Source organism: Acinetobacter sp. NIPH 817, from assembly GCF_000368405.1.
In the GTDB taxonomy this organism is placed as follows: Bacteria; Pseudomonadota; Gammaproteobacteria; order Pseudomonadales; family Moraxellaceae; genus Acinetobacter.
This window is the reverse complement of record NZ_KB849419.1, coordinates 14,445-32,239: the sequence shown is the minus strand read 5'-3', so window position 1 is coordinate 32,239 and position 17,795 is coordinate 14,445. Positions and strand designations below refer to the sequence as shown.

Here is a 17,795-nt window from a genome sequence, read left to right as displayed (position 1 = left end):
TAAACATGTTATTAGATGTAGGTCCTCTCAAGCCAGAAATCAAGTTTAATGTGCAAAATAAGCTTTTTAAAAAGAAATAAGTCCCAAATCGGGACTTATTTCTAGGCTGGCAACATCTAGTGTTTAATTATTCAGCCTTTGATTTTGCATTGGCCTTTTTCTTTTTAGGCTTAGACTTTTTCTTTACTTTTTCTGGTTTACTTTCGGCTTTTGCAGAAGGTTTTTTACCAGACTTTTTAGTATAAGAACTCGCCTTAGCTTTTTCTTTCTTTTTATGAACAGGTCTTTCACCCTCACTACTTGTTGGTTTACTGAAAACTTCTTCAGTTGCCTGTGAAGAGGTTTTAGTTGTGCGTGGAGCTCGGCTACGAACGACTCTTCCTGCATGCGTGACTTGTTGAAGAAGCTGGAAGTCAATTTTACGTTCTTCAAGATTTACGCCAGCCACCTGAATTTTAACTTCATCGCCTAAACCAAAGACTTGACCACGATTTTGACCTACCAGATTTTGGCTCGCTTGGTCATAAATAAAGAAGTCATCGCCGAGTTGGCTAATATGAATCATGCCATCGACGTATAGATCTTTAAGTGTAATGAATAAACCAAATTCGGTTACTGCACTTACGATACCAATAAACTCGTCACCCAAATGCTGTTGCATATAGTGACACTTCAACCAAGTTGTTACGCTACGAGAAGCTTCATCTGCACGGCGTTCAGTTTGAGAAAAATGTTCACCAGCATCATCAAGCGCAGCACCAGAGAGTGGATAAGGCTTTTGTTTCAAGTGTGCCTTAATAGCACGGTGTAACAATAAATCTGGGTAACGACGGATTGGCGAAGTGAAATGGGTATAGGCTTCATAAGCCAAACCATAGTGTCCCGCATTTTTTGCGCCATAATAAGCTTGCATCATTGAGCGTAATAAAACGGCATGAATACTTGGTGCATCAATACGGTCTTTGGTCGCTTCAATAACTTTTTGATAGTCTGCTTGAGTTGGTTGGTCAGGGAAGGGTAGACCAAGCAATTTCACAAAGTCTTTTACTTTTTGAATACGTGAAAACTCTGGAGCTTCATGCACACGATATAACATTGGAACATCATGTTCTAATGCATATTCAGCTGCAGCAACGTTAGCAAGCAACATACATTCTTCAATGAGCTTATGTGCTTCATTACGTGTACGTGGCAAAATTTCTTTAATTCCACCCAACTCATCAAAAGTCATGTACGTTTCAATGGTTTCAAATTCCATTGCATGGCGGTCAGCACGCAAGTTTTTCAAAATTTGATAAAGCTGGAAAAGTGTATTTAAAGATTTATGAACATCACGATCTTTTGGAATCGCATCTGTTGCGCCTTCAAAGTATTGCGCTACCTGTGTATAGGTCAAACGTGCTTTTGAGTGCATAACCGACGGATAAAAATCGTAACCAGTTACACGGCCTGAACGAGAGAGCTTAAGGTCACAGATCATACATAAGCGGTCTACGTGAGGATTCAGAGAACACAAGCCGTTTGACAAAGCCTCTGGTAGCATTGGTAATACAAAGTGTGGGAAATATACCGAAGTGCCTCGTTCCTCAGCTTCTTCGTTGAGGGCTGAGTCTAAGCGTACATAATGGCTGACATCGGCAATTGCGACTACAACGCGGTAACCCCCACCCGGACGTTTTTCTGCATAAACTGCATCATCAAAATCCCGAGCGTCCTCACCATCAATTGTAACTAATGCCAAATCTCTTAAATCAATACGACCTTCACGGTCTTGAGCAGATGGCTCTTTAAAACTTTCTGCTTCTTTTAATACCTGATCTGGAAATTCATATGGCAAACCAAATTCAAGAATGGTTTGTGGAATGATAATTTCTGTATCAGCTTTGTCTGCCATAGACTGAATAATATGTGCTGTTGAAAACTCTTCACGGGTCGGATAGCTATCAATTGCAACACGTAGCATATCGCCAACATTCGCCCCAGCATGTTTTACGAGTTCTTTTTCTAAAGGAATAGGCTGATGCTGATTGGGATTGTTGGGTTGAATAAAATATTCACCCTCATGAACTGACAATCTACCAATTAATTGTTTAACACGATGCTGTAAAACTTCTGTGATAAAACCCCAAGGTTTACCTTTACGGTCTACTGAAGTCTGGCGCACTCTAACTCGATCACCATTAAATACTAAACGTAATTCACGTTCAGGAAGTAAAAGATCGGTTTGACCATCAATATGTGCTGTACCTAAACCTTTACTATTAATATAAACAGTTGCTTCATATGTTGGTTGATCTGCCACCAACTGAAATTTAAAACCGTCTTTCATGATTTGACCATCACGAACCATAGCACTTAAACGATGACTTAATGCTTCGATACTTTTTTGGTCATGAATATTAAAATGATCGACAAGCTCTGCATGAGATTGTGGTGTTTGCAACTGCTCCAACGTATCTAAAATCAGAGTACGGCTTGGAATAGGATTGTCATAACGTTCAGCTTCAGCTTTCGCTTCAGGGTCAGCCCAGTTTTTTGTCATGTCGTTTTGTTTCACGCTTGGCAGATAAGTTTAGCATAAGCTATGCAGACCCGAACTGCACGTTCAGGTTTGCAATAATGTGTTATGCACTACAGTATTTTGATGAAGAAATAATATCTATCTTAACAAGCGTTTGATCGAAAAAGACGAAAATAATGAGGAAATTGCTTAAAAAATAATTCATTGAACTAAAAAACAAGAAAATTTCAGTATGATGACTTGAACAATGTGGTTTTAGTTTGTATTATGGCGGCTCGTTCCGGTGAGGTGGATGAGTGGCTGAAATCACTTCCCTGCTAAGGAAGCATACCTATTACTGGTATCGAGGGTTCGAATCCCTCTCTCACCGCCATTTACTTAATGCGCTCATAGCTCAGCTGGATAGAGCACTTGGCTACGAACTAAGGGGTCGGGAGTTCGAATCTCTCTGAGCGCACCAACTTGAAGAATTAACCGCTTTTATAGCGGTTTTTTTGTGCTTATTTTTTAGTAATTTTAATAAATCTAAATTTATAACTTTTTAATTATATTAGAGATAATCATAAATGAACCTAGCTTTATTTGATTTTGATGGCACCATCACTCATAACGACACATTCAGCTTGTTTCTTAAATTTTCTTTAGACAGAAAAACACAACTCGTCGGTGGTATTCGGCTTGCACCGTATATAGCTGGCTATAAACTTGGTTGGGTAACGGATAAAACCATTCGAACTAAGCTCTGCCAAGTAGGATATGTGGGTTATGACGCGAATTCCCTAAAAGATATAGGACAAGAGTTTGCTAAAAAGGTACTTCCTATATGTGTTCGTGAAAATGCTTTGGAGCGTATTCTCTGGCATAAACAACAAGGTGATCAGATTGTTGTTGTATCAGCATCATTAGGTGTTTATTTAGAAAGTTGGTGTCATTCTTTAGGTTTAGATGTTATATGCAACCAACTTGAAACACATAATGGTATTTTAACAGGCCATTTTATTGATGGTGATTGTGGTTATTTGGAAAAAGTAAATAGAATAAAAAATAAATATGATTTAAGCCAATACCCGACCATATATGCTTATGGTGATACTCCTAATGATTATGCAATGTTGGAATTAGCACATAAAAAGTATTATAGATGGCAAGAGATTGATTAGTATTAAATTAATATTTGAAACTATATTAAATCAGAAAGCCACTTATAAAAGTGGCTTTCTTTTAATGATATTAAACAGTATGGAAAGAATTATCTAAGAAGTTATCAGTAAGTAATGACTGAGGTACGATAGTATGCGTTGCATTTGTTACGCTAGTTACTGTAGACGTTACTCCACCGAGTAGGCTGCCACTTGTTAATCCACCAAGTAAATTAGAAATGACATCTAAGCCACCTTGACCAGTCACCCCACCAGTTAAGCTACCCACGATATCCGTTACGATACCAATAGGGTTTTCTGTACCACCAGTAACGCCACCAGTTAAACCGCCTAGAAGGTCAGTCACTACACCGAGTGGACTATCACCGCTAACACTACCAGTTAAACCTCCAACAAGATCAGTTACTACGCCAAGAGGGCTATCACCACCAGTAACTCCACCAATAGTGCCTGTTACACCGCCCAGGATTTCTGTTAATAAACCAGTTGCAGTAGAACCATTAGTAATAAGTGTACCGATAATGCCAGTCGCTGATTCAGTTGCACCTTGAATATCACCACCGACTAAGTCAGATACAACTTCAAGAGCACCATTTACTGTGTCTCGAGAAGTTTCGAAAGTTAGTGTGCCGAGGTCAGCAATTTCAGAAACAGGATGTTCTACTTGTGGAAGAATACCGATAATCGTATCCGCTACGGTATCAATACCTGTATTAATAATTTCAGTTTTTAGGCTTTCAACGCCTTGAAGAATATCGATACCGCCTTGAACTACGTCGATTACTGGAGAGATTGGAGATGTTCCACCACCAATACCACCTGTTACGCCGCCGATGATGTCAGTTACGACTTCAAGAGGGTTACCAGCAGCACCGCCCGTTACACCGCCGATGATGTCAGTCACAACTTCAAGAGGATTACCAGCAACGCCGCCTGTTACACCGCCGATGATGTCAGTCACAACTTCAAGAGGGTTACCACCAACACCACCTGTTACGCCATCGATGATGTCAGTCACAACTTCAAGAGGGTTGCCGCTAACACCGCCTGTTACGCCACCAACTACATCTGTAACACTTCCTGCAACACCAGTGATAATACCAGCAGCAGTTGTACCATTATTGATAAGTGTACCCAGAATACTAGTTGCTGATTCAGTTGCACCTTGGATATCTCCGCCAACTAAATCAGAAACAACTTCAAGTGCACCGTTTACCGTGTCGCGAGAAGTTTCGAAAGTTAATGTGCCGAGGTCTGCAATTTCAGAAACAGGATGTTCAGTTTGTGGGAGAATACCAATGATTGTGTCGGCAACAGTGTCGATACCTGTATTAATAATTTCAGTTTTTAGGCTTTCAACGCCTTGAAGAATATCGATACCACCTTGAACTACGTCGATTACTGGAGAAATTGGTGATGTGCCGCCACCGATACCACCCGTTACGCCACCGATGATGTCGGTTACGACTTCAAGAGGGTTACCACCAACGCCGCCTGTTACACCACCGATGATGTCAGTCACAACTTCAAGAGGGTTACCACCAACACCACCAGTTACGCCACCAACTACATCGGTAACACTTCCAACCACACCAGTGACAATACCTGTAGCAGTTGTACCATTATTGATAAGTGTTTCAACAATACCTGTTGCTGACGCAGTTGCGCCTGAGATATCTCCACCGACTAAATCAGAAACAACTTCAAGAGCACCATTTACCGTGTCGCGAGAAGTTTCAAAAGTTAATGTGCCAAGTTCTGCAATTTCAGAAACAGGATGTTCAGTTTGTGGGAGTACTCCAATGATTGTTCCAGCAACAGTTTCAATGCCAGTGTTGATAATTTCAGTTTTTAGGCTTTCGACACCCTGAAGAATATCAATACCACCTTGAACGACATCAATGACTGGGGAAATTGGTGAAGTTCCGCCAGTCACACCACCTATAACATCAGTGACTACTTCAAGAGGATTGCCACCAGTTACACCACCCACAACATTGGTTACTGTTTCTAATGGATTTGTAGAACCGACAGTACCAGTTACAGTGCCAACTACATCAGAAACTAAGCCGGTTGCTGTGTGGGTAACAGTATTCGTTACTGTAGAAATAACATTTGAAAGTAAGCCTGATGTTGAAACGTGTGCATCAACAGAAGAACCCGTGTTTACAGTGGTATTTACCGATACAACATTACCCAAGTCTTGAGTAACTTTTGAGATCGAAGATACGAGATTTTTTAGTAAAAACATGTTGGTCTATTTCCTATATAATTATGTATTTTTAAGTAAGTATTATTTATTGCGCTACATAATTAATGAGATGTGCATCTCATTAATTGGAATTTAGTATTGGTTAGATATCAAAAGCTGTCAATGTGTATTTTTGGTCACATTTTTTAATATTAAATAATATTTAAAGAAAGAATAATTCATTTAATTTAGACGTAAAAATAATAATGGTTTTTATATAATATTTTTTTAATTAATTATATTTTTTCTTATATTTCCACTTATTTGAAGCAGTATATTAGATAAATTTTACTGAAGTCTATAATGTTAAGGCTTAGCTAGAAATATATTATTTCTATAATGTTGAGTGAAATGGTCGACTTTAGCTTTTAGATATATGGCGAAATACATCAAAAAGTCTATAAAACTTATTTGAAAAAAAATATTTCAAATACATCTTAGGTAAGAAACCCATCAATAATTTTAGCTACTATTTTATGTAAAAGAGAGGTGTGGCTAAGAACTAGACGGTTGATGACAGAAAGATGAAAAAAGGCTTCCTAAGCTTTAAAAAATGCGTATAATGCGCAACATCAAGTACGCGCTCATAGCTCAGCTGGATAGAGCACTTGGCTACGAACTAAGGGGTCGGGAGTTCGAATCTCTCTGAGCGCACCACTTGAAGAATTAACCGCTATATATAGCGGTTTTTTTGTGCCTATTTTTTGTCATTTTTGTTCAAAGCTAGTGCCGGTGGCAACCAGCTTTGAAAAGAATTAAAAAGTAGAAAATTAGCCAAATGTTTTAAAGCGGCTTTCATCTTCAATAAAAGCTTTTTCTCCGGCTTCGCCTTCGATTGAACCAAATACTAATTGGGCTCTTAATTTCCAGTGAGCGGGAACATTAAACGCAGCATTAATTTTCTCATCAATGATTGGATTATAGTGTTGCAAAGAAGCACCAATGCCTTGTTCAGCCAGTACGTTCCATACCGCAAATTGTGCAATTGCTGTTGAGTGCTCAGACCAGATTGGAAAATTATCTGCATATGCTTCAAATTGTTCTTGTAGACCTTTAATCACATGTTGGTCTTCAAAAAATAAAACTGTACCTGCACCTGCTGCAAAACTTTGGATTTTCTGTTCAGTTCCAGTTAGGGCTTCTGCTGGAATAATCGTTTTTAATACATCTAAAACAATATTCCAGAAATTTTGGTGGGATTGATCAAATAAAATTACAACGCGAGAAGACTGGGAGTTGAATGCAGATGGGCTATGTTTTACAGCCTCTTGAATTAATCTTTCAATTTCAGTTGGGGACTGTTTTAAGTTCTTTCCTATTGAATAAATTGAACGACGTTTTTTAATTAATTCTAAAAAGCTTGGTTCATTTGAAAGATTCGTCTCTTGAGTGGCTTGCGTAACCACATCTTTTGAGACTGTTGCTTTTTGATTTAAGCCAAATAATTTTGCAAAAAAAGACATGAGACATTCCACTAAAAAGGTGACGCTGTTATTGTAGAAACTTTAAAAAGTGAAATAAGCTCAAAAAATATGAATCTACGTTCCATATATGCAACGAAAAATATTTTGCAACCAAACCATAACAGCTCCTTTTAAACAAAACAAAAAATAGCCTTTGATTCATTTTAAAGCTGAAATGAATATGCTCTAATAGTTTCGATTTATTGAGTATTGATGCATTGCAATGACTGAGCAAAAAACAGCTTTATCTTTACGTTACTATTTGAATTTAGAAGAATCACAAGATGGATTTTCGTTAGTAACATTTGGGAAAAAACAATTTACCCGTTTTCTAACACCTGCGATTAGTATTGCAATTATTATCTGGGGACTTTATTTAGGTTTCTCTGGCGTTGGCCGATATTATGTTGGATTAGGTTTGTTTTTTCTAGTAATGCAAGGGTTGATGCGTTATTGGCTTTTACCGATGTTATTTAAACGTCAATTTGTTCGTTACCAGTTTGGAAAGAGCGAGCAGGGAATCGACCTTTATCAAGATTATTTTGAGCTTTATTCCAGTGAACGTAAGCAAGTTGTGCAATATGCGGATGTGCAAACCTTTGCTAAAGGTAAGCTGACGTACATGATTGAGTTAAAAAACAAAACTGTAATTATTGTTCCAAAACGAGCATTTACACAGGTTTCAGATCAAACGATATTTGAAAACACATTTAAGAAATAAATTATTGGAATTATTAGCCGCAACAACAAAGGAAGCCTCATGAATACTCGTCCTTCAAAAATCGTTTGCGTAGGCAGAAGCTATGCTGATCATGTCAAAGAATTAAATAATGCTATGCCTGACAAGCCTATATTATTTATTAAACCACCTAGTAGTTTGATTGGTTTAAATGACGGTATTTCCTGGAATCCAGCTTGGGGCAGTTGTCATTTTGAGTGTGAATTAGTTTTACGTATTGATCAGCCTTTAAAAGGTGAAACAAATCCTGTAAAAGCATTAAAAGCGATTGGTGCAGTAACATTAGGTCTGGATTTAACAATGCGTGATTTACAGAATGATCTGAAAAGTAAAGGTCATCCATGGGAACGTGCAAAAGCTTTTGACGGTGCTTGTGTATTAGCTGATTGGGTAGATGTGAGCGAAATTACAGATTGGCAAGAAACTAAATTCACTTTCCATATTAATGATGAATTACGTCAAGATGGTAATACGGCATTATTAATGTTTACTATTGGTGATCTATTAGCTGATATTAATCAGGTCTTTTCACTAGAACCAGGTGATGTAATTATGACAGGTTCACCTGCTGGTGTTGGGCCATTACACTCGGGTGATCAGTTAAAAATGACATTGAAAGGTGCAACTCAAGATTTTGTATGGAAAACTTTTGTGAAAGCATAAGCTATTCCTAAATTTTCCAATAAAAAACCCTATTATTTTTTCAATAATAGGGTTTTTTATTGTCTAGAAGTGGGAGATATTTATATTAATAAATAGTTTTATTTTTTCTATTTCTCTTCAAAAATTGTTGAAAGAGGAATAGAAAGTTTTGCAGCTAAATAATCATTAGACTCGATTAAGGCAGGACCAATTTTTTCCATCCATTCATCGTCATCATGTACATTTTGAACATCTTGGCGTAAAGGTAATGGGTATGGAAGAGCGGTAAAGAAAGTCCAAAAGTCGACTTGAGACAAATTACGTGCAAGAACATATTCATCTTTATCTGTGCGTTTAACTAAATTTTGCTCTTCAAGTAAAAGGACATATGAAGGCCAGCGCCCAATCTCTCCACGGCCTAAAATTTCTAAAGCCTCTTTGTCACTTACACTTTCACCAACTTTTTGCTTTTTATAAAATAGTTCTAAAATATCGAGTAACATTAATACAGGATGTCTTTTTTGCTCTTTGCCTGAATGGAAAGCGGTAAGTGCAAAACTCACTTCGACCCCAAGTAAAACAATATTCCAAGACAAGAAAACCCATAATAGAAAAATAGGTACTGCTGCAAATGCTCCGTATATAATTTCATAACTGGTAAAGTTTGACATCAAAAAGCCAAATAAGTTCTTGAGTATTTCAAACAATACAGCACTCAAACATGCGGCAATTGCTGCTGAAAATAGCGGAACTGTGCGGTTGGGAATAGTCCAATATAAAATAAAGAACCCCAAAACAGTAAGAAGAAAAGAAATGAGCCAAAGTAGAAAGGCACCATCAAGTTGATAACCTGTAAAGTTATTACTTAATAAATTCATCGATGCAACAGTTGATGAAATAACAAAGGCACTACCTAAGATAATGGGACCAAGCGAAATAATAGTCCAGTAGCGCATAAAACCTACAATACCACTGCGGGTTTCTTTTACTCGCCAAATACGATTAAAGGCAGTTTCAATTGTTGTCAGCATTAGAACTGTTGTGACGAATAAAAATAGCACGCCAATTACAGTCAAGTTGCTCGACTTTTCTGTAAAAGCATTAAGTGCTTTATCAAATGCGATGGTACTTTTAGGTAAAAAGTTACTATAAATTAAATGTTGAAGCTGTTGTCTTGCAGGTTCTAACGCTTTAATTGAAGAAATAATTACTAAAAAAACCGTTAGCATCGGTACAACCGCAAATAGTGTTGTATAGGTAAGAGAGCCTGCTTGTTCACGGCACCGATCAGCTTCAAAACGCTTAAATACATATAAAACGAACTGAAACCAGGTTTTATTATAAAAAGGAAGTTTCTTTAAAAAACGTTGTAACATACGTCGTCTATCCCGATTTTTTTAGTCATCATGTTGGGCGATTAATAGCTTATCAAAGTATGAGCTGAAGAACTCAAATTGTAGATTAAAGCAAAATAATAACTTAAAGAATGAAAGTCGTTCTGTAAGTTTACTATGCGCTATAGAAAAAATTGTAGCCATAATCTTTTCAGAAAAGTTGGCTTTCTGTTGTGTGATCATAAGTTTCATCAAAAGTTGGTGAACCTTTTACTCAACGAATTTGAGAAATTTGCTCGTGTTGCCTTTAACGCTAAACAATCAATTACCTCTAGAATTTCATAAAATTGCCTTCGCCAAAAAAATAAAAAATACCGTATAGTGTTCTTTTTAACAAAATTCATGAAACCGATGCAACCTTACGTTCTTGTACTTTATTACAGTAAATATGGTTCTACTAAAGAAATGGCTCATTTAATTGCCAATGGCGTTGAATCTGCGGGCATGGCAGTGAAAATTCGTACAGTACCGAATATAGCTCCAGTAGTCGTCGAAGCAGAACCAAGTATTCCGGCAGAAGGCGATATCTACTGTACGTTAGATGATTTGGCGAATTGTGCGGGTCTTGCGTTGGGTTCCCCAACTCGCTTCGGCAATATGGCAAGTGAAATGAAATATTTTTGGGACCAAACGACGAGTCTTTGGCTCAATGGGGCATTACATAATAAACCTGCTTGTGTTTTTACTTCTTCTGGATCAATGCATGGTGGGCAGGAGAGTACTTTACTCACGATGTTGCCGCCGTTATTTCATCACGGGATGATGATTTTGGGATTACCAAATGCAATTCCAGCTTTATCTAACACTAAAACAGGTGGAACACCGTATGGGGCAAGTCATGTAAGCGGACCCCGCCATGACCAGAGCTTAAGTCAGGATGAAAAGATTTTGTGTGAAGCTCAAGGTAAGCGTTTGGGTGAAGTTGTTAAAAAGCTTGTAGTTTCTCTTTAAACAGCCAAAAAAAAGAGCGGATATCCGCTCTTTTTTATTTGCACAATTTATTCTTTTACAAAAGTAACTTTACCATCTGTAAGAGAAAGAACACGTGCTAATGACTCAACTCGGTAGCCTTTTTCAAGCAATAAATCACGGCCCGGTTGGAATGATTTTTCAATCACAATACCAACCCCCACAACTTCTGCATTTGCTTGGTGAATTAAATCAATTAGTCCTAATGCTGCTTGGCCATTCGCCAAGAAGTCATCAATAACTAATGCTTTATCAGTTGAATGAAGGTGTTTGTTTGAAATCGCAATTGTACTTTCAGTTTGTTTAGTAAAACTAAATACCTTAGAGCGATATAAGTCATCTTTTAGTGTCAATGACTGATATTTACGAGCGAAAATTACAGGTACACCAAGTTCCAAACCTGCCATGATTGCAGGTGCAATACCTGATGCTTCAATGGTAATAATCTTGGTAATCCCTGCATCTTTAAAGCGAGCGGCAAATTCTTTACCAATCTGCTGCATTAATACAGGATCAATTTGGTGGTTTAAGAAAGCGTCGACTTTCAAGACTTGATCAGATAGAACGATACCTTCTGTTAAGATTTTCTGTTCTAGTGCGTGCACGGGAGAATCCTCTAGACGGATGCTTTTAAAGCAAATGCGTATTTTAAAAAGCATCCGAAAAAATGCAAGCTTTAATTCGTTTTACCTGTATAACTTGTTAATAACAGGCCATAAGAAGTTTTACCATCAACATGGCTGACTTTAACTGGTAAGTAGTCCAATTTAGGTGCTAACCAGAAAATAGTATTACGGTCTGGTTTACCATGTTCTAAAACAACTTTTACGGTATCGAATGTGCCATAAGAAGTTTTAATTTTTTCATTGCCTTGTTTCACAAAACGACGATTTTCAACTTCTTTTGCATCGGCAAGAGGGTAGGAGGTTTTAAGTGAACCATTTTTTAAATCTTCACGAACTTGTAATTCTGCATTTAACTCATCAAGTACACCAGCCTGCCAAGCAAAAGAACGAGCTTTATCATCTTTCTTGGTAGAAATAGTTTTACTGTTTGGATTAAAGTTAATATTCATGGTGTTGTTATGAATCAAAATTTTGCTGGTACGGCTAAAACTTTGAGATCCAATTTTACCATTAGCAAAACTAAATTTACTTGTTTCACTTGCTGAAGCAATTCCACCTGCTTTTGCTGTGAAATTATAAGTCCAATTATTACCTTGCTGGCTTAAGGTACGTGTAGCTGAACCCATACCTTTATTATTATAAGTGAACTGATAATTTGCCTGAAATGGGCTCATGGCAAGTGCATGGCTTGAGAAACCTGCAAAAAGCAAAGTTGTTGAAATACCTGTTGCGATGCCAAATGATTTCAGAAATTTTGTTGCCATAAGTAAATATCCTTGTACAGACTGAAAAGTCAGTGCTGATGCATCTATAACTTAAACATATTATGCCTGTTGATCATGGAGAAAAAATCAGGATTTATGCTAAATGTGTAATCTATTTGTGTTTTTTGGCAGTTAATTCATTTTTATTCATCACAGCGCTATACATCTTTTTGTTGGATTGGTGTGATTTCAGAATCTTCTAATTCATCTTCAAAATCATCGTCCTGATCACGATAAAGTAATGCTGCTAAATTCACATTTCCAAATACGACTAACTCAGCCTCACGAACTCGTGCGTAATTTACATGCACTTTACTTAATGTCTCGATAATACTGGCCTTTTTACCAAACCAGCGATTGAGATCAAGGAATATGAGTTCATCACGTTCTTCTGCTACATTAAAACGTTCCAGAATCATTCCTAAAGGATCTTTTTTCAAAATTTTATGGTAGTAAAAAACAGCGGCTTTTACGGCAATCTTCTGCCAAAAGTTTTTATATTTCGCTTCAATAATTTGTGTATTACTAATTTGTTCAAAAACCAAAAGCTGTTGTTCTTGATTAAATTCCATCTGAATCAGTTTTAAATCAACAGATAGTGTCGTCTCTAGGCCTTTTACATGCATGGTTGCATATAACCTTAACCAGTCATGATAAAGATCCGCGTGAAGGTCATCTAGAAATTCAACATTATTGGTAACATAACGTTGTAAAGTCGCATTCAGAAAGGTTTGTGATAACGTAAAATCTCTTTCTTCTTCGATGAATGCTTCTGCTTTTTGGTAGACCTTTTTAAGGCGTCTGACTAATGAGGAAAATAGCGTTTGCATAAAAGAACTTCCAGAAGATAATTTACTTAAGAACCAACACAATCTTTATTATGATAAAAAACGAGTTTTGATATTGCAGTGTAACAAATTTAATTGATACATTTTGACAAAATGAAAATGGATAAAACTCTATATTTGAAGTGAATCACACTTTTATCCAGATTTGAATATCAGTTTATATTTTATTCGGTATTAAACCGTGGGGATAAGGCATTTATATGCTTTTAAGATTATGTTGAACAAAAGAAGTCTATCTATAGGGCCTTTTTACGATTGGTGGCAAGACCGAGTCTTTATTGCTGCAACAATATTGGCAATCTTACTGCATGTTTTTGTGTTGCTCATCCACTTTGCCATGCCTAGCCCGTCAGAGCAATCTACTAAAGAAATTGCAATTTCAATTCGATCAAGCAATGAGCCGGTTCAGCAGGCAGATTTTTTAGCACAAGCGGACCAGCAGGGTTCGGGCACATTTCGTGAAGCCCATCGTACCTCTAGTGATACTCCAAATCCGATGCCTAATGATGCTTCAACAGGAAATGCAGAGTTAGAAAGTTTGCAAAAGGTTCAGCAGCAAAGAGAGCTTAAATTTGAAGAAAAAGTCTTAATGACTGTTTTGAGTTGGCAAAAACAAGCTGATGCGAGTCAAAGGAAAAAAGAACTAGAACTATTACAAAGTCAATTTCAGGCAAAAGCTGCGATGGTTGCGAGTCTTGAAGCACAATATTTACAACGTAGACAAGATTTCAGTCGGCAACAAAAAATCAAAACTGTAGATGGAATTCAAGCGAAGAAAGATGCTTCGGCTGTTTATTTAGATAAGTTCCGTGAAAAAGTAGAGTTGTATGGTAATCGCTATTATCCAGAAGAAGCCAAACAACAACAGCTAAGAGGCGAAGTCCGTTTAATGGTGATTTTGAATGCTCAAGGAGGAATTCGTGCAATTCGATTACTTGAAAGCTCAGGACACTCAATATTAGATGAAGCAGCTAAGTCTTCAGTACGTCGTGGTGCACCATTTGGGCATTTCGATGCCAATATGAAAGATATTTCTGAATTACGTATTGTACGTACGTGGCGTTTCGATCCGGCTCAAGCAGAATTTGAAGTACATTAATAAAAAATGTGGATAAGTCTTAGCTTATCCACATTGATTATAATCAATTAGAACAAATCCCATCTGAAGACAGATTATGTTTTTCTTCTAATCAATAATGATTAAATCTGTTCTTGGTAAGGATTTTCGATGTTCAGCTTTGCTAGAATTTCGACTTCAATCCCTTCCATTTCCTCTGCATCTTCATCACTGGTTTCATGATCATAACCAAGCAAATGTAAAACACCATGTACTAATAGATGTGCAAAATGGTTTTGGGCAGTTTTTTTCTGTTCTAATGCTTCTTGTAATACCACTGGAATACAAATAACTAAATCACCTAGAGGTAAGGCATCAAGCATTGGTAAAACTTCTTCAGGAATATCACTTGGAAATGATAAAACATTAGTTGGTTTATCTTTTTCTCGATATTGCAGATTAAGTTGTTGGCTTTCTGCTAAATCGACACAAGCAACGCCAATTTCGCAATCTTCTTTATAGCCAACGTGGCGTAAAGTTGTCTCAATAATTTTTTTGAGTTGAGCTCGTTTGAGCTCTAACTCAGGTGATTGAAAGTCTTGTTGTAAACTTAAACTGATTTTCAAAATAAATCCTTAAGCATCCTGATGTTGCAAGTCTGCTGCTGTATCGTTTTCAGCAACTAATGCCTCTTGACGTGCTTTGCGTTCAGCACGTGCTTCAGCATTAAGACGCTGTTGTTCACCATCCCATCCTTCATACGCTTCAACGATTTTTTGAACCAGTTGGTGACGTACAACGTCACGGGAATGGAAACGGGTAATATGAATTTCTGTAATATTTTCGAGTACGCGAAGTGCGTGTGCCAAACCAGATTGTTGACCTCGAGGTAAGTCTACTTGAGTAATGTCACCTGTAATCACTGCACGAGAGCCAAAACCTAAACGGGTCAAGAACATTTTCATTTGTTCTGGTGTTGTGTTTTGAGCTTCATCCAAAATGACAAATGAATGGTTAAGTGTACGACCACGCATATATGCAAGAGGCGCAACCTCAATTACTTGACGCTCGATTAACTTAGCAACTTTTTCAAAGCCAAGCATTTCGTAAAGTGCATCGTAAAGAGGACGTAAATAGGGGTCAATTTTCTGGGTTAAATCACCTGGTAAGAAACCCAGCTTTTCTCCAGCTTCCACAGCAGGACGTACAAGTAAAATCCGCTGGATTTCGTTACGTTCTAGCATGTCTACGGCGGCAGCAACTGCTAAATAGGTTTTACCTGTACCAGCAGGGCCTACACCAAAAGAAATGTCGCTTTGTAAAATACGTTGTACATAACGTTTTTGATTGGCACCACGTGGATTGATGCGGCCTTTTCGGGTCTGGAAATAGACATCAAGCGGTGCATCGTGTTCATCCATTTCATCACCAACCAATTCGAAATTGCGTTCAGTTTGTGACGATTGAATGAGCAGGTGTAATAGATCAGCACTGATTTGCTGGGATACCTCAGACTCTTCGTAGAGTCGTTGCAATAATGCTTCGGCTCTCCCAACAGCATCTATTTCACCATCTATGTGAAAAACATCTCCACGATGAGTAATTTTGACATCTAAACGCTGTTCAATTTGCTTCAGGTGCCCATTATAGGCACCTAGAATGCTCTTTAAACGTTCCATTGAAATTTCAGGAAATGTTACGGTACGTCGAATCGCTGCAGTCAAGAGAAAACCTTTCAGTAGACTTTAGAATACCTCTACATTACGCCACGTCAGGTTCAAGATTCAAGAGCTCACCGTAAACAAAATTTAAAGTTTTAATTTCAGTAATCTCGATCTCTGCAAAACGACCAACCCAAGTTGCATCACCAACGAAAGTGACTAGACGTGTATTGTCAGCAGTACCAATTAAAATATTAGGGTCTTGATCAGATACTTTTTCAATAAGTACACGTTCAATTTTACCTAACATGGCATCTGTTTTTTCAATACTAGACTGTTTAATGACTTTCTGAACTTGAGCTAAACGCTCTTTTTTAACTTGCTCAGGTGTGGTGTCTGGCAAGTCCGATGCAGGTGTACCTGGGCGTTTCGAATAAACAAAACTATAAGAATGGTCGAAGTCTAAATCTTTGATAAATTGCAATGTTTCTGCAAAATTTTCATCAGTTTCACCAGGGAAGCCAATAATAAAATCACTTGATAAATGCATATCTGGACGAATTTTACGTAGCTTCGCAATTTTATCGATATAAACATCAATCGTGTGATTTCGCTTCATTGCCTGTAAAACGTCATTCGAACCACTTTGAACAGGCAAATGTAAATGTGACACCATTTGAGGTAAATCTTCATAGCACTGAATTAGCTCATCAGAGAACTCAAGTGGGTGCGATGTTGTATAGCGTAAGCGTCCAATACCCGGAATTTCTGCAACGAGTCGTAACAATTCAGGGAAAGTACAGATGCCACCTTCGAAGGTTTCACCACGATAACCATTTACATTTTGACCAAGAAGTGAAATTTCACGCACACCTTTTTCAGCAAGGCCTGCAATTTCTGCAAGTACATCGTCTAGAGGTCGAGAAACTTCTTCACCGCGTGTATATGGAACTACACAGAAAGAACAGTATTTAGAACAGCCTTCCATAATAGAAACAAATGCTTTAAAGCCTTCTACGCGTGGTTCTGGTAAAAAGTCGAACTTTTCAATATCTGGAAAAGAAATATCAACGAGTTTGATTTTGTCTTTTTTGGGCTTTTCTACTTGAGCATTATGTTGATCAAGCATTTGTGGTAAACGGTGCAATGTTTGAGGGCCAAAAATCATGTCGACATAAGGCGCACGTTTTTGAATATTGTCGCCTTCTTGAGAGGCAACACATCCACCGACACCAATCACAAGATCTGGATTTTTGTCTTTTAGTTTACGCCAGCGCCCTAATTCACTAAATACTTTTTCCTGTGCTTTTTCACGGATAGAACACGTATTCATGAGCAGAATGTCTGCTTCATTAGGGTTGCTCGTTAAAATGTAACCGTGAGAGTCCCCTAAAAGGTCTGCCATACGGTGACTGTCATACTCATTCATCTGACACCCTTGAGTTTCAATATAAAGTTTTTTTATTGAAACATCAGAGGTGTGCGTTGGCTGGGTAACAGTGTTTTCTGAGGCAGCTTTGGCACCATTGGGAATGAAGGTTTGAACCGTCATGCAGGCTCCTAACAGATCGATCTAAAAAAGAATAAATTTGCCCAAAATGGGTCAAACCATTCATTATAGCAGCATTTGGACTGAACCCATAACAGTAAACCTTTAGAAGGTGACACCATTTTTTTGAAGTAAATTATGTGAATTTTAA

The 17,795-nt window shown here is 37.7% G+C and carries 15 protein-coding genes and 3 tRNA genes; 8 read left to right on the top strand and 10 right to left on the bottom strand.

The features are described from left to right. Positions 1–127: 127 nt before the first annotated feature. On the bottom strand, positions 128–2,542 hold the full coding sequence (gene rnr, locus F968_RS01445) for a ribonuclease R (RefSeq protein ID WP_004789594.1): 2,415 nt from the start codon (positions 2,540–2,542) through the stop codon (positions 128–130). 261 nt (positions 2,543–2,803) lie between these two features. Here rnr and F968_RS01440 point away from each other — a divergent pair. The 3 genes from F968_RS01440 to F968_RS01430 all read left to right on the top strand — a co-directional run bounded on the left by F968_RS01440 (position 2,804) and on the right by F968_RS01430 (position 3,681). After that, a tRNA-Ser gene (locus tag F968_RS01440) sits at positions 2,804–2,894 on the top strand. A gap of 10 nt (positions 2,895–2,904) precedes the next feature. Further along, positions 2,905–2,981 (top strand) — tRNA-Arg (locus F968_RS01435). A gap of 106 nt (positions 2,982–3,087) precedes the next feature. Next, the gene (locus F968_RS01430; protein ID WP_004789593.1) at positions 3,088–3,681 is read left to right on the top strand and encodes an HAD-IB family hydrolase; all 594 of its coding nucleotides are present in this window, start codon (positions 3,088–3,090) and stop codon (positions 3,679–3,681) included. Between the two features lie 70 nt (positions 3,682–3,751). Here F968_RS01430 and F968_RS01425 read toward each other — a convergent pair whose 3' ends face one another. Then, positions 3,752–5,932: a beta strand repeat-containing protein gene (locus tag F968_RS01425; RefSeq protein WP_004789591.1), complete on the bottom strand. Its 2,181-nt coding sequence runs from the start codon at positions 5,930–5,932 to the stop codon at positions 3,752–3,754. A 580-nt stretch (positions 5,933–6,512) separates the two neighbouring features. Here F968_RS01425 and F968_RS01420 point away from each other — a divergent pair. Next, positions 6,513–6,589: transfer RNA gene (locus F968_RS01420), tRNA-Arg, on the top strand. Positions 6,590–6,702: 113 nt separating this feature from the next. Here F968_RS01420 and F968_RS01415 read toward each other — a convergent pair. Then, positions 6,703–7,395, bottom strand: coding sequence for a nitroreductase family protein (locus F968_RS01415; RefSeq protein ID WP_004789589.1), 693 nt, complete (start codon positions 7,393–7,395; stop codon positions 6,703–6,705). A 223-nt stretch (positions 7,396–7,618) separates the two neighbouring features. On the opposite strand from F968_RS01415, the gene F968_RS01410 reads away from it, so the two are divergent. After that, complete coding sequence (locus F968_RS01410) at positions 7,619–8,116, top strand: YcxB family protein (RefSeq protein ID WP_004789586.1); 498 nt, start codon at positions 7,619–7,621, stop codon at positions 8,114–8,116. 39 nt (positions 8,117–8,155) lie between these two features. Continuing rightward, the gene (locus F968_RS01405; protein WP_004789584.1) at positions 8,156–8,797 is read left to right on the top strand and encodes a fumarylacetoacetate hydrolase family protein; all 642 of its coding nucleotides are present in this window, start codon (positions 8,156–8,158) and stop codon (positions 8,795–8,797) included. A gap of 107 nt (positions 8,798–8,904) precedes the next feature. Here the strand turns inward: F968_RS01405 and F968_RS01400 are convergent, their stop codons facing one another. Continuing rightward, positions 8,905–10,152 (bottom strand): YihY family inner membrane protein, encoded by a 1,248-nt coding sequence (locus F968_RS01400; protein WP_004789583.1) that lies wholly within the window; start codon positions 10,150–10,152, stop codon positions 8,905–8,907. 360 nt (positions 10,153–10,512) lie between these two features. Between F968_RS01400 and wrbA the strand changes: the two genes are divergently transcribed. Beyond that, positions 10,513–11,121, top strand: a complete 609-nt coding sequence (gene wrbA, locus F968_RS01390; protein WP_004789581.1) for an NAD(P)H:quinone oxidoreductase — start codon at positions 10,513–10,515, stop codon at positions 11,119–11,121. Between the two features lie 47 nt (positions 11,122–11,168). Here the strand turns inward: wrbA and F968_RS01385 are convergent, their stop codons facing one another. From F968_RS01385 to F968_RS01375, 3 genes are all read right to left on the bottom strand, one after another. Next, entirely contained in the window at positions 11,169–11,744 is a 576-nt protein-coding gene (locus F968_RS01385) for a xanthine phosphoribosyltransferase (protein ID WP_004789579.1), read from the bottom strand. A gap of 71 nt (positions 11,745–11,815) precedes the next feature. Next, entirely contained in the window at positions 11,816–12,529 is a 714-nt protein-coding gene (locus F968_RS01380; RefSeq protein WP_004789577.1) for a DUF3108 domain-containing protein, read from the bottom strand. Positions 12,530–12,687: 158 nt separating this feature from the next. Next, positions 12,688–13,359, bottom strand: a complete 672-nt coding sequence (locus F968_RS01375; protein ID WP_004789576.1) for a hypothetical protein — start codon at positions 13,357–13,359, stop codon at positions 12,688–12,690. A gap of 232 nt (positions 13,360–13,591) precedes the next feature. Here F968_RS01375 and F968_RS01370 point away from each other — a divergent pair, with 232 nt between their 5' ends. Next, positions 13,592–14,476, top strand: coding sequence for an energy transducer TonB (locus tag F968_RS01370; RefSeq protein ID WP_004789574.1), 885 nt, complete (start codon positions 13,592–13,594; stop codon positions 14,474–14,476). Between the two features lie 101 nt (positions 14,477–14,577). Here the strand turns inward: F968_RS01370 and ybeY are convergent, their stop codons facing one another. Genes ybeY through miaB form a run of 3 tightly spaced genes read right to left on the bottom strand, consistent with a single transcriptional unit; the run spans position 14,578 to position 17,647 of the window. Continuing rightward, positions 14,578–15,060, bottom strand: coding sequence for an rRNA maturation RNase YbeY (gene ybeY, locus F968_RS01365; RefSeq protein WP_004789571.1), 483 nt, complete (start codon positions 15,058–15,060; stop codon positions 14,578–14,580). 9 nt (positions 15,061–15,069) lie between these two features. After that, a complete protein-coding gene (locus F968_RS01360) occupies positions 15,070–16,158 on the bottom strand; it encodes a PhoH family protein (protein WP_004789570.1) in 1,089 nt (362 codons plus the stop codon). A gap of 37 nt (positions 16,159–16,195) precedes the next feature. Next, positions 16,196–17,647 carry a tRNA (N6-isopentenyl adenosine(37)-C2)-methylthiotransferase MiaB gene (miaB, locus tag F968_RS01355; protein WP_004789567.1) on the bottom strand — a complete coding sequence of 484 codons (1,452 nt, stop codon included), beginning with the start codon at positions 17,645–17,647 and terminating at the stop codon, positions 16,196–16,198. Positions 17,648–17,795 lie beyond the last annotated feature (148 nt).